The organism is Mucilaginibacter angelicae (assembly GCF_042434235.1).
Classification (GTDB): Bacteria; Bacteroidota; Bacteroidia; order Sphingobacteriales; family Sphingobacteriaceae; genus Mucilaginibacter; species Mucilaginibacter angelicae.
The window spans coordinates 273,643-300,276 of the sequence record NZ_JBHLTS010000020.1; the positions used below are offsets into that span (position 1 = coordinate 273,643).

At 41.8% G+C, this 26,634-nt stretch carries 28 protein-coding genes; 15 read left to right on the plus strand and 13 right to left on the minus strand.

What is annotated here, in order from left to right; genetic code table 11:
• The first annotated feature begins 99 nt into the window (after nucleotides 1-99).
• The 3 genes from scpB (at nucleotide 100) to ACFFGT_RS09405 (ending at nucleotide 2,196) form a co-directional block, all read left to right on the plus strand.
• Entirely contained in the window at nucleotides 100-660 is a 561-nt protein-coding gene (gene scpB / locus ACFFGT_RS09395) for an SMC-Scp complex subunit ScpB (protein WP_377022336.1), read from the plus strand.
• 139 nt (nucleotides 661-799) lie between these two features.
• A complete protein-coding gene (locus ACFFGT_RS09400; protein ID WP_377022265.1) occupies nucleotides 800-991 on the plus strand; it encodes a hypothetical protein in 192 nt (63 codons plus the stop codon).
• 83 nt (nucleotides 992-1,074) lie between these two features.
• The gene (locus ACFFGT_RS09405; RefSeq protein WP_377022266.1) at nucleotides 1,075-2,196 is read left to right on the plus strand and encodes a GNAT family N-acetyltransferase; all 1,122 of its coding nucleotides are present in this window, start codon (nucleotides 1,075-1,077) and stop codon (nucleotides 2,194-2,196) included.
• A gap of 24 nt (nucleotides 2,197-2,220) precedes the next feature.
• Here the strand turns inward: ACFFGT_RS09405 and ACFFGT_RS09410 are convergent, their stop codons facing one another.
• Nucleotides 2,221-2,562: a helix-turn-helix domain-containing protein gene (locus tag ACFFGT_RS09410; RefSeq protein ID WP_090524822.1), complete on the minus strand. Its 342-nt coding sequence runs from the start codon at nucleotides 2,560-2,562 to the stop codon at nucleotides 2,221-2,223.
• A 309-nt stretch (nucleotides 2,563-2,871) separates the two neighbouring features.
• Here ACFFGT_RS09410 and ACFFGT_RS09415 point away from each other — a divergent pair, with 309 nt between their 5' ends.
• Both ACFFGT_RS09415 and ACFFGT_RS09420 read left to right on the plus strand, forming a co-directional pair.
• Complete coding sequence (locus ACFFGT_RS09415) at nucleotides 2,872-3,279, plus strand: Rrf2 family transcriptional regulator (RefSeq protein ID WP_377022267.1); 408 nt, start codon at nucleotides 2,872-2,874, stop codon at nucleotides 3,277-3,279.
• A 56-nt stretch (nucleotides 3,280-3,335) separates the two neighbouring features.
• Nucleotides 3,336-3,977 carry an NAD(P)-dependent oxidoreductase gene (locus ACFFGT_RS09420; protein ID WP_377022268.1) on the plus strand — a complete coding sequence of 214 codons (642 nt, stop codon included), beginning with the start codon at nucleotides 3,336-3,338 and terminating at the stop codon, nucleotides 3,975-3,977.
• A gap of 131 nt (nucleotides 3,978-4,108) precedes the next feature.
• On the opposite strand, the gene prmA is transcribed toward ACFFGT_RS09420, so the two are convergent.
• The 6 genes from prmA to ACFFGT_RS09450 form a co-directional block, all read right to left on the minus strand.
• Complete coding sequence (gene prmA / locus ACFFGT_RS09425) at nucleotides 4,109-4,945, minus strand: 50S ribosomal protein L11 methyltransferase (RefSeq protein ID WP_377022269.1); 837 nt, start codon at nucleotides 4,943-4,945, stop codon at nucleotides 4,109-4,111.
• Between the two features lie 26 nt (nucleotides 4,946-4,971).
• Nucleotides 4,972-5,442 carry a hypothetical protein gene (locus ACFFGT_RS09430; protein ID WP_377022270.1) on the minus strand — a complete coding sequence of 157 codons (471 nt, stop codon included), beginning with the start codon at nucleotides 5,440-5,442 and terminating at the stop codon, nucleotides 4,972-4,974.
• A gap of 131 nt (nucleotides 5,443-5,573) precedes the next feature.
• A complete protein-coding gene (gene tpiA / locus ACFFGT_RS09435; RefSeq protein ID WP_377022271.1) occupies nucleotides 5,574-6,338 on the minus strand; it encodes a triose-phosphate isomerase in 765 nt (254 codons plus the stop codon).
• Between the two features lie 129 nt (nucleotides 6,339-6,467).
• The gene (locus ACFFGT_RS09440) at nucleotides 6,468-7,652 is read right to left on the minus strand and encodes a GlmU family protein (protein ID WP_377022272.1); all 1,185 of its coding nucleotides are present in this window, start codon (nucleotides 7,650-7,652) and stop codon (nucleotides 6,468-6,470) included.
• A 64-nt stretch (nucleotides 7,653-7,716) separates the two neighbouring features.
• Nucleotides 7,717-7,965 (minus strand): type B 50S ribosomal protein L31, encoded by a 249-nt coding sequence (locus tag ACFFGT_RS09445; RefSeq protein WP_377022273.1) that lies wholly within the window; start codon nucleotides 7,963-7,965, stop codon nucleotides 7,717-7,719.
• A gap of 352 nt (nucleotides 7,966-8,317) precedes the next feature.
• Nucleotides 8,318-8,722, minus strand: a complete 405-nt coding sequence (locus tag ACFFGT_RS09450; RefSeq protein WP_377022274.1) for an SMI1/KNR4 family protein — start codon at nucleotides 8,720-8,722, stop codon at nucleotides 8,318-8,320.
• Between the two features lie 255 nt (nucleotides 8,723-8,977).
• Here ACFFGT_RS09450 and ACFFGT_RS09455 point away from each other — a divergent pair, with 255 nt between their 5' ends.
• The 3 genes from ACFFGT_RS09455 to ACFFGT_RS09465 all read left to right on the plus strand — a co-directional run bounded on the left by ACFFGT_RS09455 (nucleotide 8,978) and on the right by ACFFGT_RS09465 (nucleotide 11,142).
• Nucleotides 8,978-10,189 carry an IscS subfamily cysteine desulfurase gene (locus tag ACFFGT_RS09455; protein WP_377022275.1) on the plus strand — a complete coding sequence of 404 codons (1,212 nt, stop codon included), beginning with the start codon at nucleotides 8,978-8,980 and terminating at the stop codon, nucleotides 10,187-10,189.
• Nucleotides 10,190-10,312: 123 nt separating this feature from the next.
• A complete protein-coding gene (gene iscU, locus ACFFGT_RS09460; RefSeq protein WP_076378185.1) occupies nucleotides 10,313-10,726 on the plus strand; it encodes a Fe-S cluster assembly scaffold IscU in 414 nt (137 codons plus the stop codon).
• Between the two features lie 89 nt (nucleotides 10,727-10,815).
• Nucleotides 10,816-11,142, plus strand: a complete 327-nt coding sequence (locus ACFFGT_RS09465; RefSeq protein ID WP_377022276.1) for a HesB/IscA family protein — start codon at nucleotides 10,816-10,818, stop codon at nucleotides 11,140-11,142.
• Nucleotides 11,143-11,266: 124 nt separating this feature from the next.
• Here ACFFGT_RS09465 and ACFFGT_RS09470 read toward each other — a convergent pair whose 3' ends face one another.
• Both ACFFGT_RS09470 and ACFFGT_RS09475 read right to left on the minus strand, forming a co-directional pair.
• The gene (locus ACFFGT_RS09470; RefSeq protein WP_377022277.1) at nucleotides 11,267-12,094 is read right to left on the minus strand and encodes a nuclear transport factor 2 family protein; all 828 of its coding nucleotides are present in this window, start codon (nucleotides 12,092-12,094) and stop codon (nucleotides 11,267-11,269) included.
• Nucleotides 12,095-12,302: 208 nt separating this feature from the next.
• The gene (locus tag ACFFGT_RS09475) at nucleotides 12,303-13,097 is read right to left on the minus strand and encodes an IS1 family transposase (RefSeq protein WP_377022278.1); all 795 of its coding nucleotides are present in this window, start codon (nucleotides 13,095-13,097) and stop codon (nucleotides 12,303-12,305) included.
• A gap of 636 nt (nucleotides 13,098-13,733) precedes the next feature.
• Here ACFFGT_RS09475 and ACFFGT_RS09480 point away from each other — a divergent pair.
• Complete coding sequence (locus ACFFGT_RS09480; protein ID WP_377022279.1) at nucleotides 13,734-14,243, plus strand: hypothetical protein; 510 nt, start codon at nucleotides 13,734-13,736, stop codon at nucleotides 14,241-14,243.
• A gap of 4 nt (nucleotides 14,244-14,247) precedes the next feature.
• On the opposite strand, the gene ACFFGT_RS09485 is transcribed toward ACFFGT_RS09480, so the two are convergent.
• Both ACFFGT_RS09485 and ACFFGT_RS09490 read right to left on the minus strand, forming a co-directional pair.
• Nucleotides 14,248-14,391 (minus strand): hypothetical protein, encoded by a 144-nt coding sequence (locus ACFFGT_RS09485; RefSeq protein ID WP_377022280.1) that lies wholly within the window; start codon nucleotides 14,389-14,391, stop codon nucleotides 14,248-14,250.
• 113 nt (nucleotides 14,392-14,504) lie between these two features.
• A complete protein-coding gene (locus ACFFGT_RS09490) occupies nucleotides 14,505-15,101 on the minus strand; it encodes a short chain dehydrogenase (RefSeq protein WP_377022281.1) in 597 nt (198 codons plus the stop codon).
• A 144-nt stretch (nucleotides 15,102-15,245) separates the two neighbouring features.
• Here ACFFGT_RS09490 and ACFFGT_RS09495 point away from each other — a divergent pair, with 144 nt between their 5' ends.
• Together ACFFGT_RS09495 and ACFFGT_RS09500 are read left to right on the plus strand one after the other, a co-directional pair.
• Entirely contained in the window at nucleotides 15,246-17,156 is a 1,911-nt protein-coding gene (locus ACFFGT_RS09495; RefSeq protein WP_377022282.1) for an AMP-dependent synthetase/ligase, read from the plus strand.
• Nucleotides 17,157-17,312: 156 nt separating this feature from the next.
• A complete protein-coding gene (locus ACFFGT_RS09500) occupies nucleotides 17,313-18,515 on the plus strand; it encodes a DUF763 domain-containing protein (protein ID WP_377022283.1) in 1,203 nt (400 codons plus the stop codon).
• Here ACFFGT_RS09500 and ACFFGT_RS09505 read toward each other — a convergent pair.
• Nucleotides 18,507-19,040, minus strand: a complete 534-nt coding sequence (locus ACFFGT_RS09505; RefSeq protein WP_377022284.1) for a DUF4142 domain-containing protein — start codon at nucleotides 19,038-19,040, stop codon at nucleotides 18,507-18,509. The two genes, ACFFGT_RS09500 and ACFFGT_RS09505, sit on opposite strands and share 9 nt — an antisense overlap.
• A gap of 595 nt (nucleotides 19,041-19,635) precedes the next feature.
• Here ACFFGT_RS09505 and ACFFGT_RS09510 point away from each other — a divergent pair.
• The 4 genes from ACFFGT_RS09510 (at nucleotide 19,636) to ACFFGT_RS09525 (ending at nucleotide 25,766) form a co-directional block, all read left to right on the plus strand.
• Nucleotides 19,636-20,301 (plus strand): response regulator, encoded by a 666-nt coding sequence (locus tag ACFFGT_RS09510; protein WP_377022285.1) that lies wholly within the window; start codon nucleotides 19,636-19,638, stop codon nucleotides 20,299-20,301.
• A gap of 97 nt (nucleotides 20,302-20,398) precedes the next feature.
• On the plus strand, nucleotides 20,399-22,309 hold the full coding sequence (locus tag ACFFGT_RS09515; protein WP_377022286.1) for an AAA domain-containing protein: 1,911 nt from the start codon (nucleotides 20,399-20,401) through the stop codon (nucleotides 22,307-22,309).
• 89 nt (nucleotides 22,310-22,398) lie between these two features.
• On the plus strand, nucleotides 22,399-24,726 hold the full coding sequence (locus ACFFGT_RS09520) for a family 20 glycosylhydrolase (RefSeq protein ID WP_377022287.1): 2,328 nt from the start codon (nucleotides 22,399-22,401) through the stop codon (nucleotides 24,724-24,726).
• Nucleotides 24,727-24,728: 2 nt separating this feature from the next.
• Entirely contained in the window at nucleotides 24,729-25,766 is a 1,038-nt protein-coding gene (locus tag ACFFGT_RS09525) for an LLM class flavin-dependent oxidoreductase (protein WP_377022288.1), read from the plus strand.
• Here the strand turns inward: ACFFGT_RS09525 and ACFFGT_RS09530 are convergent.
• Nucleotides 25,763-26,548, minus strand: a complete 786-nt coding sequence (locus ACFFGT_RS09530) for an alpha/beta fold hydrolase (protein WP_377022289.1) — start codon at nucleotides 26,546-26,548, stop codon at nucleotides 25,763-25,765. The two genes, ACFFGT_RS09525 and ACFFGT_RS09530, sit on opposite strands and share 4 nt — an antisense overlap.
• Nucleotides 26,549-26,634 lie beyond the last annotated feature (86 nt).

Sequence of the window (26,634 nt, forward strand, 5' to 3'; positions counted from 1 at the left end):
GTTAGAAAACCTAACAACTGCATACTATATATTGAAAGCCGTACGCTGCCGACAGTTTACAAACAAAGCAACCGCATACTGCTCACGGCAAACTGCCAACTGAACAACATGGAACAATACATAGAGGCCTTAATTTTTGCATCTGAGCAGGCAATCCGCATGGAAGAGATCATGTACTGCCTCCAGGCGGCCTTTGAACGTGATTTCACCAACGAAGAAGTAACCGATGCTATCGGCAGGATCCATGAAAAATACCAGCACCATAGCCTGGCTATTGAATTGGTAAAAATTGGTAATGGCTATCAATTTCTTACTAAAAAAGAATATCACGCGGTTATTAACTTGTTGCAGCTTCAGCGATCAAAGAAAAAACTGAGCCAGGCCGCTTTGGAAACCCTTGCTATTATCGCTTACAAGCAACCCGTAACCAAGCCCGATATTGAGCAGATCAGGGGTGTAAACTGCGATTATTCGATCCAAAAATTACTGGAAAAAGAGCTGATAGCTATAGTTGGAAAATCGGAAGGGCTTGGAAAACCCATTCTTTATGGCACAAGCAATTTATTTATGGATTATTTTGGCATTAACAGTATTGAGGAATTACCTCAACTTAAGGACTTTACAAACAATACCGCCACAATTGGCGAACAATCAGAATAATTTTAATTTCTGTTTTAAAAAAAATCATTTTTCATTATTTTTACTATTGAATCAAGAGGGCAAAAGATTTAAAAACGCTTTTCTTTATCTGATTTTAATTATTATTATTGACAAAGTTTAATTTATAAAATCCATTACAATGGGAGCGCCAAAGAAACCGAACACCAAAAAGATCGAAAACTCAGATAATGATCCTGATGATGATGAGTTTGACCCACAAGTGAAAAAGAAGTCAGTTGACGAAGATGAGGATGATTTTGACGGGCCGTTAGATGATGATCTGGGCAGAGGTTATGAGTCATTCGATGACGACGAAGAAGACGATTATTAATTCTTAATACAATAACATTTTGTAAAGCATTCAGACTATGCCTCTGGATGCTTTTTTTATTATCTACCGGTAGCTTACAATAAATGAAAGTAACAGAAGTAAAGGACAAAGCATCAAAAAAGGCGTTTTTAGACGTAGCACGTATCATTTATAAAGATGATAATAACTGGGTTTGCCCGCTTGATAATGATATTGAGGCTGTATTTAATCCAGCCAAAAATAACTTTCATCAGCATGGTAAATGCACCCGCTGGATCCTGACCGATGATAATGGTCTGTTAATTGGCCGTGTTGCTGCTTTTATTAATGAAAAAAAGGCATATAATTACGAGCAGCCAACAGGCGGCATGGGATTTTTTGAGTGTATCAACAACAAGGAGGCGGCTTTCCTGTTATTTGACACCGCAAAAAACTGGCTTAAAGAAAATGGCATGAAAGCCATGGACGGCCCCATCAACTTTGGCGAAAACGATAATTTTTGGGGCTTACTGGTTGAAGGGTTTACACCGCCCTCCTACGGCATGAACTATAATTACCCGTATTACCAGGCTTTTTTTGATGAGTACGGCTTTAAAACCCAGTACGCGCAGATTACCAATCATGTTGACGCGCATAAACCTTTCCCCGAGCGGTTTACCAAGATAGCCAACTGGGTGGCTAAGAAACCCGGGTATGATTTCAGGCACTTCGAAACAAAAAGAATAGAAAAATTCGCAGCCGATTTCATTGAGGTTTATAACGATGGATGGAAGGATTTTGAAAACTTTGTTCCCATTACATATAACACCATTATGGAAAGCTTTGAAAAAATGAAGCCCCTGATGGACGAAAATCTGATCTGGTTTGCTTACGTTGACGATGAACCGGCGTCGTTCATGATCATATTGCCCGATGCAAACCAAATGCTTAAACCGCTTAACGGTAAGCTGAACCTGATAGGTAAGCTTAAATTTTTATACTACCGCTGGAAAGGTGTATCCCGCATGCGGGCTATTGTGATGGGCACTAAACAAAAGTACCAAAAGCACGGCCTCGAATCGGCAATGTTTATAAAATTAAAGGAATATGTATTGCCCCTCAAGCGTTATGACGAACTTGAATTATCGTGGGTAGGCGATTTTAACGACAAAATGATTGCCATTCATGAAGCGGTTGGCGCTACATTTGGCAAAAGGCATTTAACAATGCGTTACATTTTTGATTAGCCCGGCACAACCGGGCCTCAAAAATTATGCGGTTACTTTTGAATGTCGAAGTTCCTCAAATAGTTCAATTACTTTTTTCTGCAAATCAATTACTTCAGTCTCGCGGTCCATTAAACGTTTGTTAACAGTTTCCAGTTCGTTAACAAATTTCTGATCCTGCTCGGTATCGTTAAATGTAAGCAGCTGAACTACCGACATTTCAAACAGATTTGCTATCTGCTCAAGTCTTGACAAGTTTATATCTGTGATCCCTGTTTCAATCTTTGAGAAAGCTGGAATTGAAATATCCAATCTCTTTGCAACATCCTCCTGGCTCCACCCCTTTTGATGACGTAATAATCTGATTTTTTTTCCGAGAGTTTTCATGTGGTTAAATTAATAGTGTAGGTTTCGCAAAAGTTAATTACTTTACAATAATATTTATTATCACGCTAATTATCAACTAATTTGCGTAAAAAATTATTTAAAAGTGTAGTTAATTGTTGCGATTGGCAAATCCTTTAAATTAAAGCAAATAAATCGTTCTAAAACATACCTACAACATGGTATTTTTCCGAATAATTCAGGTTAGGATTTTCATCCCATTGTAATTTAGTGCGCAAAAAAGCGTAAAAAATTCTTCTTTTTAAAATTTATATTCCATTTTTGTACTGTAATATTTTTTATTACAGATAAATGAACGGACAATTTCAAATAGCAACCCATGTATTAACCCTGCTTTGCAAGCAGCCCGGCGAGCTATTATCATCCGACTATGTAGCCGGTAGTATGAATGTGAACCCCGTTCTGGTACGTAAAGAGATGCGCAAATTGCGTGCCTGTGGCCTTATTGAAAGTAAGGAAGGTAAAACCGGTGGCTACAGTCTTGCCCTGCCACCGCAAAAAATCACCCTTGCCGATGTTTATAAAGCGGTAAAACTGCCACCCGCTTTAGGCCAGGCTAAAAACAAGCCAAACCCCGCCTGCCCTGTTGGTAAGCAAATTGGTGCGCACCTTGATCATCTGGCTGATGAGGTTGAAGCAGCTATTATCAAAAGACTAAGCACCATAACCATTTTTGATTTTGTAAATCAATTCGATTAAAAAAAATTTAAAACAAACTGTAACAAATTTAATTACAATATAAAAAATAAAAAACAATGAAAATAGCATTAATTGGAGCCACAGGCTTTGTAGGAAAAGCAGTATTAGCCGAAGCATTACAACGAGGATATGAAGTAACCGCTATTGCCCGTCAGCCAAAAGCCGACGTTGAAAATCCAAAACTAACGCTCAAAACTGCCGATGTATACAACGTTGATGAACTAACCGAAGCCTTAAAAGGTCATGATGCGGTAGTAAATGCGTTTAATGCAGGCTGGGCAAACCCTGATTTGTATAACGATTTTATAAAAGGCTCTGAAGCCATACAACAGGCAACCAAACAAGCCGGTGTAAAACGCTTATTGGTTATTGGTGGCGCAGGTAGTCTTTTTATTGCCCCTGGCATACAATTGGTTGACAGCCCGCAATTCCCTGCCGAGTGGAAAGCTGGCGCTACCGCAGCCCGTGATTACCTGAACATTATTAAAAAAGAAGAAGAATTAGACTGGACATTTCTAAGCCCTGCCATTCACCTGCATCCCGGCACCCGCACAGGTGTATACCGCACAGGTACAGACGAACCTGTATTTAATGACAAACACGAGCACGAAATTTCGGTTGAAGATTTGGCAGTTGCTATATTGGATGAGCTGGAGAATAACCAGTTTGTAAAGAGAAGGTTTACTGTGGGGTATTAAAACACTGAACCATGATTTGTAGGATTTTAGGATTGCCCTGAGTTGGGTGAGGCCTGTTAAAACTTACGAAGTTTTAAAAAACTTCGTAAGTTTCCTTTCATCAAGTCATCCTTAAATCCTATTAATCAAGGTTACTTAATAAACTTAGCAGCCACCCATTCTTTATCTTTTCTATGGGTGATATATTTCAAACCATATTTACGGGCCTCGTCGGTAATGATGTCCAGATCGGGCGATTCATAAAAACCGCTAAAGTAAATTTCACCATCGGTTTTTAACACTTCGGCATAACGCTGCATCTGGTCAATCAGGATATTGCGGTTGATATTGGCCAGGATGGTATCATACTGTTCATCGGGGATAACTTCTTTTGAACCGCAAAGTGGTTTGATGTTGTCCACATTATTCAAAGCCGAATTTTCGATGGTGCTTTCGTAGCAAACAGGGTCGTAATCAATAGCGGTGATATCACCGGCACCTAATTTGGCAGCCATAATAGCCAGGATGCCTGTACCACAGCCCATATCAAGCACTTTTTTACCGGCAAATTCATTTTCCAGCATGAGGCCCAGCATCATTGCCGTAGTTTGATGATGACCGGTACCAAATGCCATTTTAGGATCAATCACAATCTCATACTCAAATAGAGGTTTAGGATCATGAAAAGTTGCCCTCACATAAATCTTATCCCCTATTTCTATCGGCTCAAAATTACTTTCCCATACCTCATTCCAGTTTTTTTGCTGAATAAGGGTTATCTCATAGCTAAAAGTGAACAGATCTTTATAAGGCAATAACTGCTCATCAAGCACCTGCTGATCAAAAAGATCTTCGGGAATATAAGCTTTAAAGCCAAGCTCAAGCTCTTCAAAAGTATCAAAACCAATCTCGCCCAAAGCATTGATCAGCAGGTCTTGCTGGTAATCCTCGGTGGTGATGGTTGTAAAAAACAGTTCGTAATAATTCATTTTGATTTTTTCGTCATTAACGGGCTTTAACCGGCAACTTCAGGTTCAATCTGCTCGCTCTCGGTGCTTGTTCTTTTCCTGTCGAGTAAATACAGTACAACAAAGTTAACCATCCAGTAAACAGCCTGTATTTCGGTCATATACCACCAAAAGCTTAGTAAGGGCCTATAACCTTCTTCGGGCAACCATATAATGTAGCTAAGCGCCCCGGCAAATAATATGCAAACCAATGCAATGCAAGCCCCGGCAATAAAGCGGGCCGAAGCACCTTTATGTTTAACCAAATTCCAAAGCGGGATAATGATCAGGTATTGGGTCAAAATGCCATCGGCAAGCAGCAAGCCCCAAAAAAGGTGAAAGTAAGCCATGAGGCTATATAAATTTCCGTTACCAATTTCGCCAATGCGCATGGGATGATCAGGCATGTTGAAATACACCACCACCCAAAAGACCCCAAAGTCGACCAAAACCGGTAAAAGAACTTTTAAAAGCTTCATGCTTTTTTAGATTTGAGACGTGAGATTTGAGATATGAGATTTTATTTTTTCAATAAACATCACATACGCTCTTTATGTTTGAAACTAAACCTGAGATTGTCTCAAATCTCACATCTCATATCTAAATAATATTAATTAAACGTTTTAACGATATCCACAAAATCGCGCGATTTCAGGGAAGCACCACCAATAAGGCCGCCATCAATATCTCCCTGCGCAAACAGCTCAGCAGCATTGGTTGGGTTACAGCTGCCACCATACAAAATAGTAGTGCTGTCAGCAACTTCCTGGCTGTATTTAGCAGCAATTTCCTTACGGATAAACTCGTGGATCTCCTGTGCCTGTGCCGATGTTGCAGTTACACCTGTACCAATAGCCCAAACTGGCTCATAAGCAATAACCAGCTTAGCAAAAGCTTCAGCATCCAAATGAAAAACACCTTCAGCTAATTGTGTTTTAATGACATCAAAATGAACTTCTGTTTCACGCTCCTGCAAAGTTTCGCCAATGCAAAAAATAGGACGAAGATCATTTTTCAAAGCAGTATCTGTCTTTTTTGCAAGCAGCGCATTAGTTTCGCCAAAATACTGGCGGCGCTCTGAGTGGCCAAGAATCACGTAAGCAGCACCTGTCGATTTGATCATCTTAGCAGAGATCTCCCCTGTATAAGCGCCTTTTTCTTCCTGGTGTGCGTTTTGTGCACCAACAGCAACTTTGCTGTAACCTTTTGCCAGTTGCACCAGGCTATGAATATGAATAAACGGACTGCAGATAACTGCTTCCTGCGTGCCGGTAGCCTCATCTTTCACCATGTTGATGATCTCTGAAAATAAAGCTAAACCTTCATTATAATCAAGGTTCATTTTCCAGTTTCCGGCAACGATTTTCTTTCTCATGATTTTTATTTTATTTATTAGTGAATGGTTGAATGTTAGTGAGTGGTTGATCGGGTTGATTAGGTGAATGGTTTGCTGCGTTTATTAAATGATGTATTTAACTACTCACCCAATAAACCACTCGCCAAATCAAAACCGACGATACTCCTCGGTTTGTTCAAATATGGCTGTTAATATATTTTGTTCGGTTTCGTCAAAATCACGGTGATCACGACGGTCAAACACTTTCTGTGCTGTTTCAAACATTTTATTGATGGCGTAAACCTCAAAGCCCTGTGCGCCCCCCCATGAAAAATCAGCAACAAAGTTACGTGGAAAACCGGCCCCAAAAACATTGGCACCTACGCCTACTACCGTACCTGTATTAAACATGGTGTTGATCCCGCATTTAGCATGATCGGCCATGATCAGCCCGCAAAACTGCAAACCTGTTTTACGGAAACGCTGTGTACTGTAATCCCAAAGCTTTACTTCGGCATAATTATTTTTCAGGTTGGAGTTATTGGTATCGGCACCAATATTACACCATTCGCCCAGTACCGAGTTACCAAGGTAACCTTCATGCCCTTTTGACGAATATCCCCAGATCACCGAGTTGTTAATTTCGCCGCCAACCCGGCAATATGGCCCAACAGTGGTAGCTCCATAAATTTTAGTCCCCATTTTCACCTGTGAGTGTTCGCAAATAGCGAACGGCCCGCGGATATGCGTGCCCTCCCAAACTTCGGTATTGGCCGAAAGATAGATAGGTCCGTTGGTGGTGTTAAATGTTGAGCATTCGGCTATCGCGCCTTCCTCAGCAAAAAAATCATTACCTATAACGGTATTAGTTGTGCTGATAGCTGCGCTTTCGCGCCCTTTGGTAAGCAGCTGAAAATCCTTACGAAGCTCAATATCATTTTTCCTGAAAATATCCTCAGGGTATTTGATCGATACAAAAAGGTTAGGATAATTTATAACGTCGTCAAAATCGGCACCGGGATCAAAGCTTTCGGCACCTGCCGCGTTAAGCTTAACAGCAATCAGCTGCTCATTATATTTTAACGCCTGCCCGGTTTGCAGCGTGCCAATTGCTTCTAACAGGTTTTCGTCGGGGCATGTGGCACCATTAATAAAAATGTTATCAGCCTCAATATTTGCCGGAAACTTTACCTTAAGATAATCCAGCGTATGAAATGAATAAGCGCTGTTTAAATGCTTAGCCCATTTTTCGGCTATGGTAAGGATCCCGATACGAAGATCGGCCACGGGCCGGGTATAGGTAAGGGGAAGCAGCGACTGGTGTGCGTTATCGTCAAAAAGGATAATTGCCATGGGGCAAAAATAAAAAAAGTCCCGACTGCAAAGCCGGGACTTGTAAATATTAATTAAACAAAAATTACTTTTTGCTGTAACGTGTGCGGAATTTGTCAATACGACCTGCAGTATCAACCAGTTTCATTTTACCGGTGTAGAACGGGTGCGAAGTGTGAGAAATCTCTAATTTAACCAATGGATATTCGTTACCATCTTCCCATTTAACGGTTTCGCGGGTATCGATGCAAGATTTAGTGATAAAAGAATAGTCGTTTGACATGTCTTTAAATACAACTAACCTATAGTTTGATGGATGCAGATCTTTTTTCATTATAATATATAAACTTACCTTCTGTACTTTACTTAAAAGAGGTGCAAATGTAATAATAAAAGTGAAATTCAGAAACTCAAAATAAAAATAGTTTATGGGGTATTGGTTTGTTGTTCACAGATCATAGTTCAGGATTCATTTCCTGAATGAAAAACGGGGTAAAGAAACTGAACAGGAACACTTTAGGAAATAAACAAGCAGCTAAAATCCTGCTATATCTCTGAACCAAAATTTATCGAATTGAAGAATTTTCAGAATTAGGTGTCTTCAATTCGACTAATTTCTTAACCCTGAAAATTCCTGTTCAGAAAAATCGTAAAATCTCCAATAAATACAATAATAAGTGTTTGTGCTAAATTAAAATACTATCGTCATCATTGAAATATAGTTTCAAAAAGCCGCTAAATGAATTAGCTATGACTTTAAAATTATCTCCCAATATAACATAAACCTCATTTACATCTACCGGCTCTTTATAAAGTCTTATAGCATATACACAAAGATGGATACAATACTCCATGAACACAAAACAGTTTTGATGGTCTGAAAGTATGTTTACAATATTTCTGTAGTCTGGAATTCCTCCAAAATCCCCTACTTCATCTTTGACCGTTTTAAAACCGTCAAACCCATAAAAAGCAAACATATCCCGGTCATAGTCAGAAGCACTACAGGTAGCGAAATATGATTTCAGATCTTCCGGGATAAATAAACCATGCTTTTGCTCAAACACTTCAAATTGTTCTTCAATATCCATAGTGTACATTATTTACTCCCACGGCATAACTCAAGGGGTTCTATCCATCTTATTGGAACCACTTTGTAAAAAATACTATTAACACACGTTGGCCGGCCAATTTAACACTGTTAACCCCTATGCCAGTGTGTGCCACTTTGTTCATGTCCAAATATTGTAAATTATTGGTCAGCTTTGATTAATTGCGAAGTATTTTAGCTGAATTTAGATAAAAACTTGCGTATCTTTGTTTTGTTAATATATTTCAAAAGGACTATGAATATCCCAATTTATTTAGATAACAATGCAACTACACCGATGGACCCAAGGGTACTGGAGGCTATGTTACCTTATTTTAACGAAAAATTTGGTAATGCAGCAAGCCGTAACCATGCGTTTGGCTGGGTTGCAGAGGAGGCGGTTGATTACGCACGTGAACAGGTAGCCAAATTGATCGGCGCATCTGAAAAAGAGATCATCTTTACCTCTGGTGCTACAGAATCAGATAACCTTGCTATTAAAGGGGTGTTTGAAATGTACAAAGACAAAGGTAACCACATCATAACTACCGTTACCGAGCACAAAGCTGTACTTGACGCCTGTAAACACGTTGAAAAAATGGGCGGTAAAGTAACTTACTTACCGGTTAAAGAAGACGGCCTGGTTGACCTCGCAGTTTTAGAGGCATCAATGACCCCCGAAACCATCCTGGTATCAATCATGTATGGCAACAACGAAATCGGCGTTATCCAGCCTATCAAAGAAATATCGGCCATTGCCCACAAACATGGTGCATTATTTATGACCGATGCGGTACAGGCAGTTGGCAAGATCCCGGTTGATGTTAATGCTGATGGTATTGATCTTTTAGCATTATCGGCACACAAAATATACGGACCTAAAGGTGTTGGCGCATTATACGTACGCCGTAAAGGTCCAAGGGTTAAGGTTACCGCTCAAATGGACGGTGGCGGCCACGAGCGCGGTATGCGTTCTGGTACCCTTAACGTACCGGGTATTGTTGGTTTAGGCAAAGCCTGCGAACTTTGCGGCCAGGAAATGGAAAGCGAAGCAAAACGCCTTTCAGCATTACGTGATAAACTGCAGTCGGCTTTAACTGTACTGGAAGAAAGCTATGTAAACGGTAACGTTGAACACCGCTTACCACATGTAGCTAACATTTCATTTAAATATGTTGAAGGCGAAGGCTTGATGATGGCCATGAAAGATCTGGCTGTATCATCAGGTTCGGCCTGTACTTCTGCTTCATTGGAGCCATCATACGTATTGAAAAGCTTAGGCCTGTCTGATGATCTGGCACACTCTTCTATCCGTTTTGGCTTAGGCCGTTTCACTACCGAAGAGGAAGTTGATTACGCTATTGAAGTAACTAAAAAATCGGTTACCCACCTGCGCGAACTTTCACCGCTTTGGGAAATGTTTAAAGAAGGTATCGACCTTAACTCAATTGAGTGGGCTGAACATTAATTTGATTTCGGATTTGGGATTTTCAATTTCGGATTTACCATTTACGATTTGATACATAAAAATTAAAAAGCAGGGTCTTTTCAGACTCAGAACTTATAACTTACTACTTACAATTTTAAGAAAATGGCATATTCAGATAAAGTAATCGATCACTACACTAACCCCCGCAATGTGGGCACTTTGGATAAAAGCAGCCACAAAGTAGGTACCGGCTTAGTTGGTGCACCTGAATGCGGCGACGTAATGCGCCTGCAGATCCAGGTTGATGATAACAATGTTATCACCGATGCAAAATTTAAAACTTTCGGTTGCGGTTCGGCAATCGCTTCTTCATCATTAGCTACCGAGTGGCTTAAAGGCAAAAGCATTGATGATGCTATGAAAATCGACAACATGGATATCGTTGAAGAACTTGCCCTTCCACCGGTAAAAATTCACTGCTCGGTATTAGCCGAAGACGCTATCAAAGCAGCGATCAATGATTTCCGCGTTAAAAACGGCTTAGCGCCAATTGAAAGCGAAAAAGTACACCACTAATTATTAAGTGAGTGGTGAGTTGTGAAAGGTGAGTAGTTAACTCCCGATGACAACTATTCACTACTCACCTTTCACTATTCACTAACAATATGGTAACTGTAACTGATAAAGCAAAAAGCAAAATAGAAAACCTGATGCAGGATTCGGGGCTTGATGCATCCTACTTTCTGCGGGTGTCTGTTCAGGGAGGTGGTTGCTCAGGTTTATCATACAATCTTGATTTTGATAACGAGGAAAAAAAAGGCGATCAGTTTTTTGAAGACCAGGGCGTCCGCATGGCGCTTGATATGAAATCGTTCCTGTACCTTGCCGGTACCGAACTTGATTTTTCAGACGGCCTTAACGGTAAGGGATTCAATTTCCACAATCCTAACGCCAGCCGTACCTGCGGTTGCGGCGAAAGTTTTTCGGTATAAAAATTTACCTGAAAATAAAACAAAAAGAGGCGCGATGAGCGCCTCTTTTTGTTTTACAATTAAATCTACCACGGGTTTCCAACCCGTGGTTAAGCATGGTTTCAGCTTTCAGCTGAAACTGCTCTCAAAACATATCTTCTGCTTTAATACCATCAGGAACAGCCTGTTCCACACTCCAATGCTCAGCGATTTTATCATTGGCAACCCTGAATATCTCGTACAGTACAAACGCTTTCTCTGATTTATTAAATTGCGATTGAACTACAACAAAATCGCCTTCGCCAATCACTTTGCAAAGCTTTACTTCCTTTCTTTCAGCAATATGATCAACTAAGGTTTTGCCGCTTTCTATAATCGAAAGGTCATGCTCAACATAACCAGTACTGATGAATTGCAGGGCTGATGTTTTATTGATCGCAGCATCATAAAACAAACTAACAATACGCTTACTATTTTCGGCCGGGGCAGTATTATCAATATCGGTTGTGCCATTGGTTGCTGTTACGGCCTTTCCGCTTTCATCAGGCAGGGCCTGGATAGCATCCCAATGCTCGGTCAGCTTACCATTCTTTAACTTAAAGAGATCGATCACTGCCATCCGTTTCCCCATAAACTGAATATCAAGATGGGTTACCACAAAGTCGCCCTCCTGTATAGCCCTGACAATGGGCGATTTTGCGCCTTCGGGCGGGGGCGGTAAAGTTTTCAAATAGCTTATCATTTCGGTTATACCTGCCCTCCCCTGTTTAACAGCGGGGTTATGCTGCTTATAATCTTCAACTATAAATTCGGGGATCAGTTCAGCTTTACGCTGTCCCACTATCTGTTTATAAAAAGACAGTACTTTTTGTTTATTACTTATAGTATCCATATAGGTACGTGATTTTGCAGCCTTGGCGGTGCACATCAAAATGCAGCACATGCCCAAAGCTAATATTGGAGTAATTTTCATTACCTGTTAAATAAAATTGATCAGAAATTTTCAGACAATACTAAACACTACCGCGAATAGCAGCGTGTTACCGAACCTGTATCAACAGGCCGGGCCTTAAGCGACCCTTGTTTTATATGTGGAGATAGTAATTATGCAGTGAAGATAGGGAAAGTTTGGAAATATCCAATTGTTTAAAATGTCGGTAGTGTCTCAAATTAAATAATTTTTATTCAATTAGTTGCGCTAAGTCGATTAACTCCATCGGTTCTTTGACAATACCAGCCTGCATGGCTGGAGTTACCCTCAATGTTTTATGTATTCTTACAAAGTTATAATAAACAAAGTGTATGGCTTGAGCATAACAATGATTTTCTACTTTCTTTGAGAATGCATTCGTTTTTCTGGCAAACCTTCGCATATGCATTCTCATAGTTAGATTCTGTCGCTCTACGTGAGCAGTAGTTATTTTCTTTTTGTCAGGTTTCCCAAGGATAGTTCTTCTTTCTGCTCCTTTATACCTGCCATTGTCATCGTAAAGCTTTATGAGTTGAGCGTAATCTATTCGTGATCCAAAAGCGTCAGGTACCGCGTTTAAATAGGCCTTGTATCCATCCGTAGTCAGCTGAACTCTGTTGCGCAACCTGCGCTTTACATCTTTCATAAATATGTATGCGTCTTCCGCTGATCTGTTTCCAACATACCACGAGATTACCAGCTTTGTATCTGCATCTATACCAACCCATGTCCATACATCACCTACGCCGGTGCCTCTGTCTTCTTCTGCGGTATTCTTTTCTTTGGAATAGACAAATGACCATATCTCATCGCATTGAACACGCTCTGATTTGATATTCCTAATTTTCTGATCATGAAATATCTGGCAGGCCCTGCCGACTGTTACAAGCACTTTGGTTACGGTATTTATGCTGACCTCTGCTATTCTGGATGTTCCTCTGAGGCTATTGCCCTCTACAAGCAGATTTATTATTTGAACTCTCTTTGCGAGAGGTAGTACATTCATTTTGTAAGCTTTTATTTGGACAATAGGATTCCTTTTGCTTACATTTGACGTAAGCAAAAAATGGGAGGCCGGGGACTCAGACTCGAATCATTACCCCGACTATCAAGGCCCTAAAGCCAGTTTACCCATCTAATATTTTAAAAGGCACAACGTCTCGTCGAAAAGTAGTTGTGCTTTTTTTATGTCTTCTTTACATATTCATAATGACATTTTTGTGATCAATTATCTGATATTTAAGCTAATATAAATACTAAAACATCAATCAAAAACATGGCGTTTGGTCAAAATCCGCCGCCGGATTCATTAATTCATATTCACAAAACCTTAATTTATTATGAGATAGGTAATTGATTCAATCAAGTTCACAACTTGATTGAAAAATAATTTTTCAATTTATTTTTTGCCGGCGGCTATAGCTGTATATTTGTTGTAATTATTTATTAGCGAACTCGTTTTAGTCACCGAACCGACCAAATTCAACTAAACGTACGAGGGAATGATGTGCTTACGCTACGGCGTGGGGATTATCACTTTCGTATGTACGCTCTTGGTCGGGCGTGGTGACTGGTGAGGCCCCACGCTTATTTATTTTAAAACGCCAGGTAGGGGCTTATGGCAGCTTAACCTTATTGGCTAATGTGGTACGAATTCACGAACTGGCTAAATGAAGTATTTGGATGGATCATAGGCACCAGATATCATGCAATCCAGCAATATGATTTAAAGAAACCCACTAAATCCCCAGATGAAACAACAGCTGATTATGCTAAAAGACTTATAAAATTTAAACTAAGATTTTATAAGAATTATACCTATAGATCATATCTAAAAAGGAGTTTATTAGTATCCGCCACATTTCTCCTTTTAACCAATCCGGGGAGATCAGAATTCCTATCTTTTGAAAAATCAAAAATTCATTATCCAGATATACGCTGTGGAAGAGAATATAATTTCTTCTTTTTTAGTATATATAAAGCCGGTACAAAACGATATTTTGGCTTAATAGGAAATTTCTGGGAGAACAAACCTGCTAACGTAGTAGAAAACAATATTTCTGATCAAGCAGTAGACACTATAAAAACGCCAAGCGATACAGCATTTAGGGACCCACTTGGATTGGAAAATCAATCACAATTAAATCGATAGTTTCTTATTTCTTGCCTTCTTCTTTACTGACTTTTATTTCAACCTTCCCTTTTGGGTGCTCAGATTCTGTTATAGCTATAACTTTATCCAGTACTGACTTAGCTACCTGGTTTATATCTTTACTTCTTCTTCTCACTTGTTTGCTCATATAACAAAGGTAAAGATATTTAAAAGCCAGTAAATAAATTATTTAATCTGAGACACTACCAAAATGTCAGACTTACGAAGTTTTAAAAACTTCGTAAGTCTTTTCCAGCTTTCTCAAAAAATCCTGATCACCTGTCCTGTAACAGCGCCAAGTACACTTTTAACGTAAGCATTAGCTACCTTATCCATGGTAACGGGGATATGACCGGGAAAATATTCAAAGTAGCCAGGCGAATCTTCTACAACGCCAGGGCTTATGGCATTGATCCTGATCCCTTTTTCAAGTTCAATAGACGCAGCAAGCACAAAAGCGTTTAACCCTCCGTTAATTGTACCAAGGTTAGCGCCGTTGATCACCGGGTCTTCGGACAGGATACCCGATGTAAGCGTAAACGAACCTTTGGTATTAATATAATGCTGACCGATCAGTACTAAGTTTACCTGCCCAAGCAACTTGCTTTCAATACCTTTTTTAAAATCAGCAGGCGTTGTACTTGTTAACGGACCGAAATGTCCCGACCCGGTAGTGCTTACTAATGCATCGAACGAACCAACCTGTTTGTAAAATGCTTCAATAGATTCGGGGGAGTTAATATCCAACTGAAAATCGCCGCTTTTTGAACCGGCGGTGATAATCTCGTGATTTCCTTGTAATGCCTCAGTAACCTTTTTACCAATGGTACCTGAAGCACCTATAATAATTATTTTCATGGTGTGTGTTTTAGCCCAAGTTAGTAACTTCCATCATAAACTTACATCAGCAAAAAGTAAACAAGAGCTTTTGTCAAATAGCTGTGTCATTGTTTTATTTATAAAAAATAGGATTAGATTTGCTTACAATATCCGATTATATAAATGACTAACAATACCGAGCTTTCAACCGTTCCGGGTTTCATTCGAAATACCGTTGCTAATATCCACTCCTTAGATCATACCTTCCTGCTTCATAAAGTTAACGATACCTGGGTTGAGATCAGCTACGGTGAAGTTTTAGAAAAAGTAGATGCTATTTCGGCCTGGTTCCTGCATATCGGCATCAAAAAAGGCGACAGGCTTTCGCTCATTATCGAAAACGGCCCAAACTATGTTTATTACGACCAGGCCCTGCAGCAGATAGGCGCGGTTAATACATCTATATACCCTACCCTTACCGAAAACGAGATTGAGTATATCCTGAACGATTCGGGCGCCCGCACCATCATTTGCGGTAACCCCTTCCTGTTCAGAAAGGTATTAAAAGTGGCAAACAACTGCCCCGAATTAATCCGCCTGATCCCTGCTTTTGATGATTTTGAAAAATTCAGCGATAAGGTAAACTTAAATGCCGGTGTTGTTGGCTTTGATCAGGTAATTGCCGAAGGTAAAGTCCTGGTTGAGCAATATCGCCACGCTATTAACGCAGCGCGCGAAGCCATCTTAACAACCGATACTTCATGCCTCATATATACCTCGGGCACTACAGGTGTGCCTAAAGGGGTAGTGCTAACCCATCATAACCTTACGCAAAATGCGATCAACAGCCTCATCCAGATCCCGTTTGTTGAAAAAACAGACAGGTTCCTGTCGTTCCTTCCTTTGTCGCACGTATTTGAGCGTACTATTTATCATATAGCTATTTACAAGGGTTCGCAAATTGCCTTTGCTCAAAGTTTGGAGCTATTGGCTAAGAACATGGCCGAGGTAAAGCCTACCATACTTTGTTGCGTACCCCGATTACTGGAACGCATTCACGACAAGGCCATCAAAAGCGGAACATCGGCAGGCGGGCTAAAGACAAAGATCTTCCTTTGGGCATTTGAGATTGGTAAAAAAGTACGCCTTGTACAAGAGGCCGGCAAATCGCCGGGCGTGATCCTGAAAGCACAGCACGGCATTGCCGAAAAACTGGTATTCAGCAAAATCAAGGATAAAACAGGCGGGCAGCTGAAATTCATGGTATCAGGCGGTGGGGCCTTGCCGAAAAACATCGGCGAGTTCTTTGGCGATCTGGGTATTGTGATTTTAGAGGGCTTTGGCTTAACCGAAACTTCGCCGGTAATGGCTGTTACTGAGCGCCACAGGGTGATATACGGTACCGTAGGCCGTATTATTCCCGGCATTGAAGTGGCCATCCAAAACGTGGATACCAAACAGATCTACTCCATCCAAACACACGATAATTTTAAAGGAGATACCCTTACCGAAGAAGGCGAAATTATTGTACGCGGTCATTGTGTAATGAAAGGCTACTGGAACAAGCCTGAAGAAACCGCTACAGTTATTGATAATGACGGCTGGTTCCATACCGGCGATATCGGCCGTTTCTTTCGCGGAAACCTCCAGATCACCGACCGCCTTAAAAACATGCTGGTTAACGCTTACGGTAAAAATATCTACCCAACTCCGGTGGAAAATACTTACCTCAAAAGCCCTAAAATTGAACAAGTATTTTTAGTAGGCGATAAACGTGAATATATAGCCGCCATCATTGTTCCCGCCCGCGAAACCCTGCAGGAAGCCTTTAACCTCCAGAATGATTTTTTTGAACGCCCGGAAGTATTTGTTGAGGATAAAGAAATAGTAGACTGGATTGGTGCCGACATCCGCAAATACAGCCATGAACTGGCTAAGTTTGAACGCATCAAATCATTCAAAGTAAAACGTAACCCTTTCAGTATGGAAGACGGCGAGATCACCCCTACCATGAAAGCCAAACGCAAAGTAATAGAAAAGAAATACGCCGCAGACATTGATGAGCTGTACGTTGGTGAGGCTGAGGAAGATTAAACAGAACCATGATTTTTAGGATTAAAGGATTACTTGATAGATAACGTCAGTTTTATCCGGAAATCTTTCAATCAAGCAAATCAAGGTTCTTTTATTATCAAATAATCCTTTAATCAAGCGCATCAGGGTTTCGCTTTTATTACTAACTTTGTTAGCATGAAGCGATCAGGCAGTGCTGACTTACCTTTACATTATGGCTATGTACCACAATGGCTTGCCGAACGGATGGCTAAGCTTGGCCTTGCTGTGGTGGAAACCATTGTGATGGATTACGGGAAGGATGAAGTACTTCGGCGGTTAAGTGACCCATTTTGGTTTCAGAGCCTGGGGGCTGTTATGGGGATGGACTGGCACTCATCAGGTATAACCACATCTGTGATGGGGGCTTTGAAAAAATCCATTAACCCGCATAGCCGCGACCTGGGTATTTATATTTGCGGTGGTAAAGGCAAACACTCCAAACAAACCCCTGCCGAACTTTTAAAGATTGGCGAAACAACCGGGCTCGATGGTAATTACCTGGTAAAATGCAGCAAGCTGAGCGCCAAGGTTGATAATACTGCCATTCAGGATGGCTTCCAGCTTTATACCCATAATTTTATTTTAAGCGATACCGGCAAATGGGCCGTAGTGCAGCAAGGTATGAGCGATGCCAGCAGTACCGCCCGCCGTTACCATTGGCATTCGGAACAATTAAGTTCTTTTGTTGATGATCCGCATACTTTTATCTACGGGAAAAATAACGGCTATATCCTGAACATGACAGACAAGGAAGCCGATAGTTCACGCAATGGCGTTATGCAGATTGCTGCTGAAAACCCCGGCATCATGATCAGGGAGATCAGCAAGCTGGTAATGCCCAACCATCATGAAGTGTATGCCAAGGACGTCGACCTGAAACGCCTTGGTGCTGTACTATGGCTGGCTCACGAAAAGCAACCCAAAGATTTTGAAGATTTGTTATTGCTGCAAGGCTTAGGACCGCGCACGCTGCAATCATTGGCTTTGGTAAGCGAAGTGATCCATGGTACACCATCGCGTTTTAAAGACCCGGCAAGGTTTTCATTTGCACATGGTGGTAAGGATGGTGCCCCTTTCCCTGTACCTACCAAAGTTTACGACGAAACATTAAATACCCTGCAAACGGCTATCCATAAAGCCAAAATGGGCAACAATGATAAAAATGAAGCCATTAAACGCTTATCCCAAATAGCCGAAAACGCCGAGAAGGATTTCATCCCTAATGCCAATTTTGATAAGGTTATTGAAAAGGAGCGCAACGATTCATGGAAATATGGCGGTCGTACGGTTTTTGGTAAAGCGCAGCCGCCTGTTCAGCAACAGTTAAAACTATTTTAAGGTTGTACTGATAAATTTTGCAGTATCTAAATGTGCCTGTAAAGCGGGCAGCATTTTGTTGGCAAAATCGGCCAGGGAGGCATTTTTCTTATCTTGCCCTACTGTTTTATATAAAGCTATCTGATCGGTATGATCATTAATAACCATTTGTATATAGGCCCTGTCGAACGCCCCTGCTTTCTTTATATCAAGATCATTGATCATTTGCTGATGGATTGGGCTGATAACAACCGAATCGGCAATCTGATTATCAGTTTTGAGTTTCTTGAAATCATCGGCCAGCATGGTATGGTCATCAATCATCAGTTTGGCAAACTGGATAACCCGCTGGTTCTTTGAATTTGCAATGGCCAAACCCGATGCTTTTACAGATGCAAGGGTTGATTCTTCACCGCTTTTGAGAAACAGTAAACCGTTATCATCTACCAGTGCTTTATTGTAGTTATTTGCCTGCCGGTTACTTTGACAAGCCTGTAACACCAATAAAAGAAACATGCAAAATAAAATGCTGGTTGATCGGCTCATGTTAATAGTTTATTGTACCAATATAACAAAAAAAAGTCGCTGTGGTTTTCATCTTCGTTCGATATCAGAGAAATCGCTTTTAAAATCAATAGCAAGCACGGGGCCTTAAAGTTTCCATTCATTTCCTATAAACACGATACTCCTCCGGAGTTTTAAGCAATTGATAGGACACTCCGGAGGAGCATTGTGCTTATAGACATTTTGCCCCCAATATATTGGCTCCGTTAGGTGCCACGTGTTTTAAAAGCGATTTCCCTGCGTTCGATATACATTCGGAGTTCAAATACTGTTTAAAACAATTTTTTTCATACTAACCTGCGAAATAACTGAGTAAGTTGTTATTTTAAATGTACATATGAGGTATAAAAAAACACACTTGCATCTATAGTCAATCTTCTTTATATTTAAAATAATTGCTGATGCAAGTATCTTTTATCGAAATGCAAAAAACGACGCATCTCGTTTTACAGTTTAAGACGCTCAATATCAATAAATTACAACACAATACCTTATCAATCCCCGCAAGAAAAGGAAACATTTTGTAATTATTTAATTACAAACAAACAAAAGGGCATCAATGTTGAGGCAATTTAAAATGAACAAGATAAATACGACCTTCACTATGACCAACACCGAAAAAATCACATGTTATTGCTTTAATAAAGATTGTGCTGCCTCTATATATAACGATTCTACCTGCCTGTCAATACAAGTACCTCTCGAAGTAGCATTATCACGTACACTGAATTGCATTGAATGCGGCGCGGAACTTTTATCACCGTTGCTTATAGAGATCAAAAAAGATATCCTCAACCTTATTAAAGACGACCAGAACCGTTCGGTAGCTATTATTGATGATGACATCATTTTTCATGAAACGGTTAAAAGCATATTGAAGGATAACTGGTTAAATGCAAGCTTTTATATGGACCCTGAGCCTGTTTATAAAGCACTATACATCAACCGTAATAAAAATGCAGAGATCCCTAATATTATTTTCCTTGACCTTGATATGCCCGTAATGGATGGCTGGGAGTTCTTAGATTTGTTCAATAACATCTACCGTTCGCTGGTAAAACCGGTTTCGGTTTATATTATTTCAAACTCTGTTGATCCTGCTGATCAGAAGCGGATCAAATCATACCCATTTGTTAAAAGCTTTATCTCCAAACCATTAACAAGGCATTTTTTAGGTAAGATAAATGAAGAACTTTCCAGGAATGCAGCCGGTATTGAGTTAAAATCGGCTTCTAACTGGTAACAATAAATTACTAATAAAACAGAAAAGGGAACCTGCGGGTTCCCTTTTCTGTTTTATGGTATTATCTAAAAGCCGGGGTTAAACTTTACCTTTGCAAATGGACTATTTTAAAAAGCTGCTTAACCTGTTACAAACTGAGCAGAATGAAGACCGCCAGGCCTATCTTAAACTAACTGAAACATCTTCAGCCTCCGAACGCAGGGCAGCGGGGCTAACATGGTATCCCATAGCTATAAAGGGTACCGAAATAGGCAGGGGCGATTACCTCACTGTGGAGGTTGAGCGGCCTTCGCACCAGGATCTTAGTCACCAGTTTAGGTTTGGGGCTTCGGCGGCATTGTTTTCAAACCATGATGCCAAAACCGACCGTGTAAATGGCACTGTAACTTACCAGGGTGGTAACAGGCTCAAACTAACCCTTAATACCGATGAGCTACCCGACTGGAGCCGCAACGGCAAGCTCGGCATCGACCTGCTGTTTGATGATAACAGCTATGATGAAATGCAAAAGGCGCTCAAACTGGCTGCTAAACTCATTGACGATAATAAAGAAGGCCACCTTACCCGCGTACTTACCGGGCAAACTGCACCAGCTTTTATCCCCGAAACAATTCATTACCCCCTTAATGGCTTAAATGCGTCACAGCAACAGGCCGTTCAAAAAATAGTTGATGCGCAGGAGCTTGCCGTTGTTCACGGGCCTCCGGGTACGGGTAAAACAACCACCCTTGTACAGGCTGTTAAAGCACTTATAAAGCAAAACAAGCAGCAAATCCTGGTGGTAGCGCCAAGCAATACCGCTGTCGATCTCCTGAGCGAAAAGCTAAGCACCGAGGGTTTAAATGTACTGCGTATAGGTAACCCGGCAAGGGTATCCGAAAAGCTGATGGCCTTAACTTTAGATAGTAAGGTGAGCACCCATGCCGATATGAAGGAGATCAAAAAGCTTAAAAAGCAAGCTTCCGAATACAAGAACATGGCGCACAAATACAAGCGCAACTTTGGCAAAGCCGAGCGCGACCAGCGCAAGGCGCTTTTTGATGCAGCGCACCAGCTCATTAAAGAAGTGGATAAAACCGAACAATTTATTACCGAAGACCTGATCAGCAAAGCACAAATTATTACGGCCACACTTGTAGGCGCCAACCACTATACCATCCGCAATTTAAAATTCCACACAGTAGTTATTGACGAAGCCGGGCAGGCCCTTGAACCCGCCTGCTGGATCCCGATATCGAAAGCGCAAAAAGTGATCCTTGCCGGCGATCATTTGCAGCTCCCTCCTACTATCAAATCGCAACAGGCAGCTAAAGATGGGCTGAGCACTACCCTGCTCGAAAAATGCGCTGCGCTGTATCCTGAAGCAGTTGTATTGCTTGAAGAACAATACCGCATGAATGAGGCTATTATGGGCTTTTCGTCAAAAGAGTTTTATAGTAACAGGTTAAAAGCTCATGAATCGGTAGCAAAGTGCTTACTGTTTCCGGGGGATGTCGCGCTTAGTTTTGTTGATACTGCAGGCTGTGGTTACGATGAAAAACAAGAAGGCACCAGCACGGCAAATCCTGAAGAGGCAGCCTTTCTGTTCAAACACCTTCACAAACTGGTTAGTGAACTCTCCGGGTATTATCAGGCAGAAAACTTCCCAACTATTGCAGTTATTTCCCCATACAAGGAACAGATCAGGGTTTTAAACCAATTGCTATTGGAGTCGCCGGATTTGCTGATTTATGCTGATAAAATTGCGGTCAATACCATCGACAGTTTCCAGGGGCAGGAACGTGATGTGGTTTACATCAGCCTTACCCGCAGTAATACCGAAGGCGAGATCGGCTTTTTGAATGACATTCGCCGTATGAATGTGGCCATGACCCGCGCCCGCAAAAAACTGGTGATGATCGGGGATAGCTCCACCCTGGCGTCTTCGGCTTTTTATGCAGATATGATCAGCTATGCCGAACAACTGAACGGTTATCAAAGCGCCTGGGATTATGTGGGGTACGATTAAACGTCAATTGTTTGTTACATAAGCTTTAACACTATTACAGCTTAGGATAATGGTTAAATTTATCCTTTCACCTCATCATCCACGCTCGTATGAATTTTAAACCGCAGTACCTGCCCAAACTCGTTGCTTTTATAAGCGTTTTCATTTTTTTAATTCAAGCCAACAAAGTGTCGGCCCAAGCCAATACAGATGACCCGCATTTAGGTATCATCCCTGCTCCTGCCTCAATCACTAAAAGCAGCGGCACATTCACCTTTACTCCGCTTACATCAATTAAAGCCGACAATCCAAAAGATAAAGCTGTTTTATGGTTGAAGGACTATCTGCAGGAGAACCGGCACCTGAATATTAAAATAGCCAAATACAATTCAAAACTTAAGGCGACAAAAAGCAAGGGCTTGATCCTAACCGCAAAAGGAGCAAATAAACTACCAAAGGAAGGCTATAAGCTTACCATTACGCCGCGCAATATCATTATTGTTGGTAAGGATGCGGGCTTGTTTTATGGTATCCAAACCTTGCTGCAGCTTTTCCCGGTTGAAAACGCGACCGCTTACCAATTACCTTGCGCCGTAATTGAAGATTCACCGCGCTTTGGTTACCGGGGTATGATGCTGGATGTATCGCGTCATTTTTTCACAATTCCGCAGGTAAAAAAAGTGATCGAGCTTATTGCCTCCTATAAACTCAATACTTTCCACTGGCATTTGGTTGATGGCCAAGGATGGCGTATCGAAATCAAAAAATATCCTAAACTAACCCAAATAGGCGCTTTCCGCCAGCAAACCATGTTTGGTAACAACCGCGACTGGCCCGATTCGCTTAGCTATGGCGGCTTTTACACCCAGGATCAAATTAAAGATGTGGTAAAATTCGCAGCCGATCGTTACATCAACGTTATTCCCGAGATTGAGATGCCTGCTCACTCTGAAGCTGCTTTGCGTGCTTATCCCGAGTTTAAATGTGATACTGTAGTTGGCCAGAAAGCACCTCGCGATATCAATAACCTGTACTGCCCTACCGAGCAAACATTTACCTTTTTGGAGGATGTACTTACCGAAGTAATGGCGCTTTTCCCAAGCAAATACATCCACATAGGTGGCGATGAGGCCGGTAAAGAACCCTGGAAGCAATCGGCATTTTGCCAGGCTTTAATGAAGGAAAAGGGGTTGAAAGATGAGAAAGAGCTTCAAAGCTATTTTATACAACGGATAGAAAAATTCATCAATTCAAAAGGCCGCAGTATTATTGGCTGGGATGAGATCTTAGAAGGCGGCCTTGCCCCCAACGCCACCGTAATGAGCTGGCAGGGCGAAGAAGGTGGCATTAACGCCGCCCGCCAAAAACATAACGTGATCATGACCCCGCAAACTACTGGTAACTACTTTGACCATTATCAAAGCAGCTCGCCGCAGGAGCCGGTATCATTTGGCCGTTACGCCACTTTGCAGGAAACTTATAATTATGATCCGGTTTCAAAACAGTTGACTCCTGATGAGCAGAAATACGTGATCGGCACGCAAGGCAACCTGTGGACAGAATATGTACCTACAGTAGCCAAGCTTCAATACCAGATTATGCCAAGGGTTTTCGCCCTATCTGAAGTAGCCTGGACCCAGCCTGCTAATAAAGACTATACCAATTTCTCTGAAGTAAGGCTGGCCAAACATTTTGCAAGGCTTGATGCTATGAACTACAATTACCGAGTACCAATTGCCTTAACTACTATCGATACCATGGTTGTAGGCCCTCATTTTGTTTACACATTAAAATCGGTTGTACCCGGCGCTAAGATCTATTATACCTTAAACGGCCGCGACCCGCTGGATACTGACCTGCAATATGATGGCCCTATCACGTTCTCCATCCCACAAAACGAAAAACGCGAATTGCGGACAAGGGTGATCACCCCATCCGGCCGCCGGAGCATAGCTACCCGCACTTTAATGTATAATAAAGCGCCATTCCCTGCGGTAAATTACACAGCCAACAAACAGGGGCTTAAATATAAATGGGCAAAAAACACGTTCACTTCGCCCGATCAGCTTAACTATGTTACCTCACAGGATTCATCAATCAGCAATATACCGGATGCCGAGCCTCTGAAAAAAGACAACCCTAACTTTGGCGTGGTTTATGACGGTTATGTGAACGTTTTAGCCGACGGTACTTATAACTTTACCCTTGCAAACTATGCCGCCAGCCAGCTATTTATTGATGGTGTGCAACTAACTGAAGCTGAATACGCGCTGCCGCTGGCAAAAGGTTTTCATCAAATAAAGGTAAAGTATATATACAACGCACCGCCGCCGCCAACCGGCAGGTACCGGCAACGTGCAGCGCCGCTTAAAGTATATGTTACCGCGCCCGGAAGTTTTGAAAAGAAAGAGCTTAACGCAGCCGATCTTTATAATTAAAAATGGAATTAGGTATAAGCACCTTTGGTGAGGTACACCCCGACGGAACAAGCGGCAACGCCGTAAACGCCCACAAACGGGTGCAGGAATTATTGGAAGAAGTAAAGCTGGCCGATGAGGTTGGTTTAGATGTATATGCCTTCGGCGAGCATCACCGGCCTGATTTTGTGATCTCGGCACCCGAAATATTGATTTCCGCGGCGGCAGCTATCACCAAAAACATCCGACTGTCAAGCTCGGTTACTGTATTGAGCTCAGTAGACCCGGTGCGTACATTTCAAAATTTCGCTACTGCCGATCTGGTATCGGGCGGCCGTGTTGAAATGATAGCCGGCCGCGGTTCGTTCATTGAATCATTTCCGCTTTTTGGTTTCGACCTGAATGATTACGATGCGTTGTTCACCGAAAAACTTGAAATGTTTCTGCAGATCAACAAGCAGGAAATTGTTTCGTGGAAAGGCAATTTCCGGGCACCGGTTAGGAACCAGGGCGTATACCCTCGCCCGCTGCAGCAGGAAATCCCGGTTTGGATTGGTGTTGGCGGTACACCTGCCTCTGCTAAAAGGGCCGGTTCACTTAACCTGCCCCTGATCATCGCCATATTAGGCAGTGCTCCAAAACATTTTATACCTTTTGTTGAGCTTTACCGCGAGTCGGCGGCCAAGGCCGGGCACGATGTAAGCAAGCTGCAATTGGCTATCAGCTCGCAGTTTTACGTTGCCGAGAATTCACAGCAGGCAGCCGACGAATTTTATCCAAGTTACGAAGCACTGATGACCCGCGTTGGCCGCGACAGGGGCTGGTCGCCCATGACCCGGGAACAATTTGAATACCTTCGCGATTTTGGCCCATTGGTAGTTGGCGATGTGCAGCAGGCTATTGATAAGATCATGCAGCAATACGAGTTATTTGGCAATACCCGCTTTGTAGCACAGCTGGTTACTGGCTTTACCAAACACAAGGATATTTTAAAAGCTATTGAGCTTTACGGTACAAAAGTGGCCCCTGTTATACGCAAAGAAACCAGGGCAAAAGCTTAAGCTTTTGCCTTAGTCAAAAATTCTTCAATAATAGTTACAGCAGGATAGTTTTCATTTTCGCGGATCTCTTCTATCTCACCTATATAATCGCCATGCCCGGCAGGCAATATACAGAGTTGGGCGTTAGGGAGCGTACGGTATAACTGAAGGGTGTGCTCAGGCCTGATCACATCATTATCCCCGGCTATAACCAAAGCTGGCATCGTGATTGAACGAATGGTGTCATCACTCCAATCTTCAAAAGCCAGCATTCGGTCACGGTCGCGGTTATGCATTATTTCCAAAGCGGCAGGGTCGTTGTTTATGGCAAGGAAAGCCTCCTGCAAAGGCTTGGGCATATTATCAAGACTCGCATTAGGCATAAAGTCCCAAAACCAGGCGTCGAAGCCATCACGCTTGTAAAAGGAAGAGGCGATCACTATTTTATGTACCAGGTGAGGGTGCCTTATAGCTACCTGCATAGCGGTATTACCACCGTTGCTGAAACCGAAAATATCGGCCTGGTTAATACCCAGGCTTTTCAGTAAAGCTGCAACATCGTCTGCGTCCTGTTCAAATGAAGTAGGTACGCCCCTGTCTGGCGTACGTCCATGGGCCTGCATATCTATCCCGATAACCCGGTGGCTTTGAGCCAATATAGGTAGCACCCTTCCAAATGTGACGCCGATATCCGAACCGCCGCCGTGGATCAACACCAACGGGAAACCGCTGCCATGAATTTCATAATACATTTTCAGGCCGTTAACGGTGGCGTACTGGCCAACAATATCTGTCTGTGTCATCTGCATTGGTTTTAATTTCAATACAAACTTAATTGAATGAAGATAAGGAACCGGGTAGCGAATATGACAAATTGAGGTATAAAAAA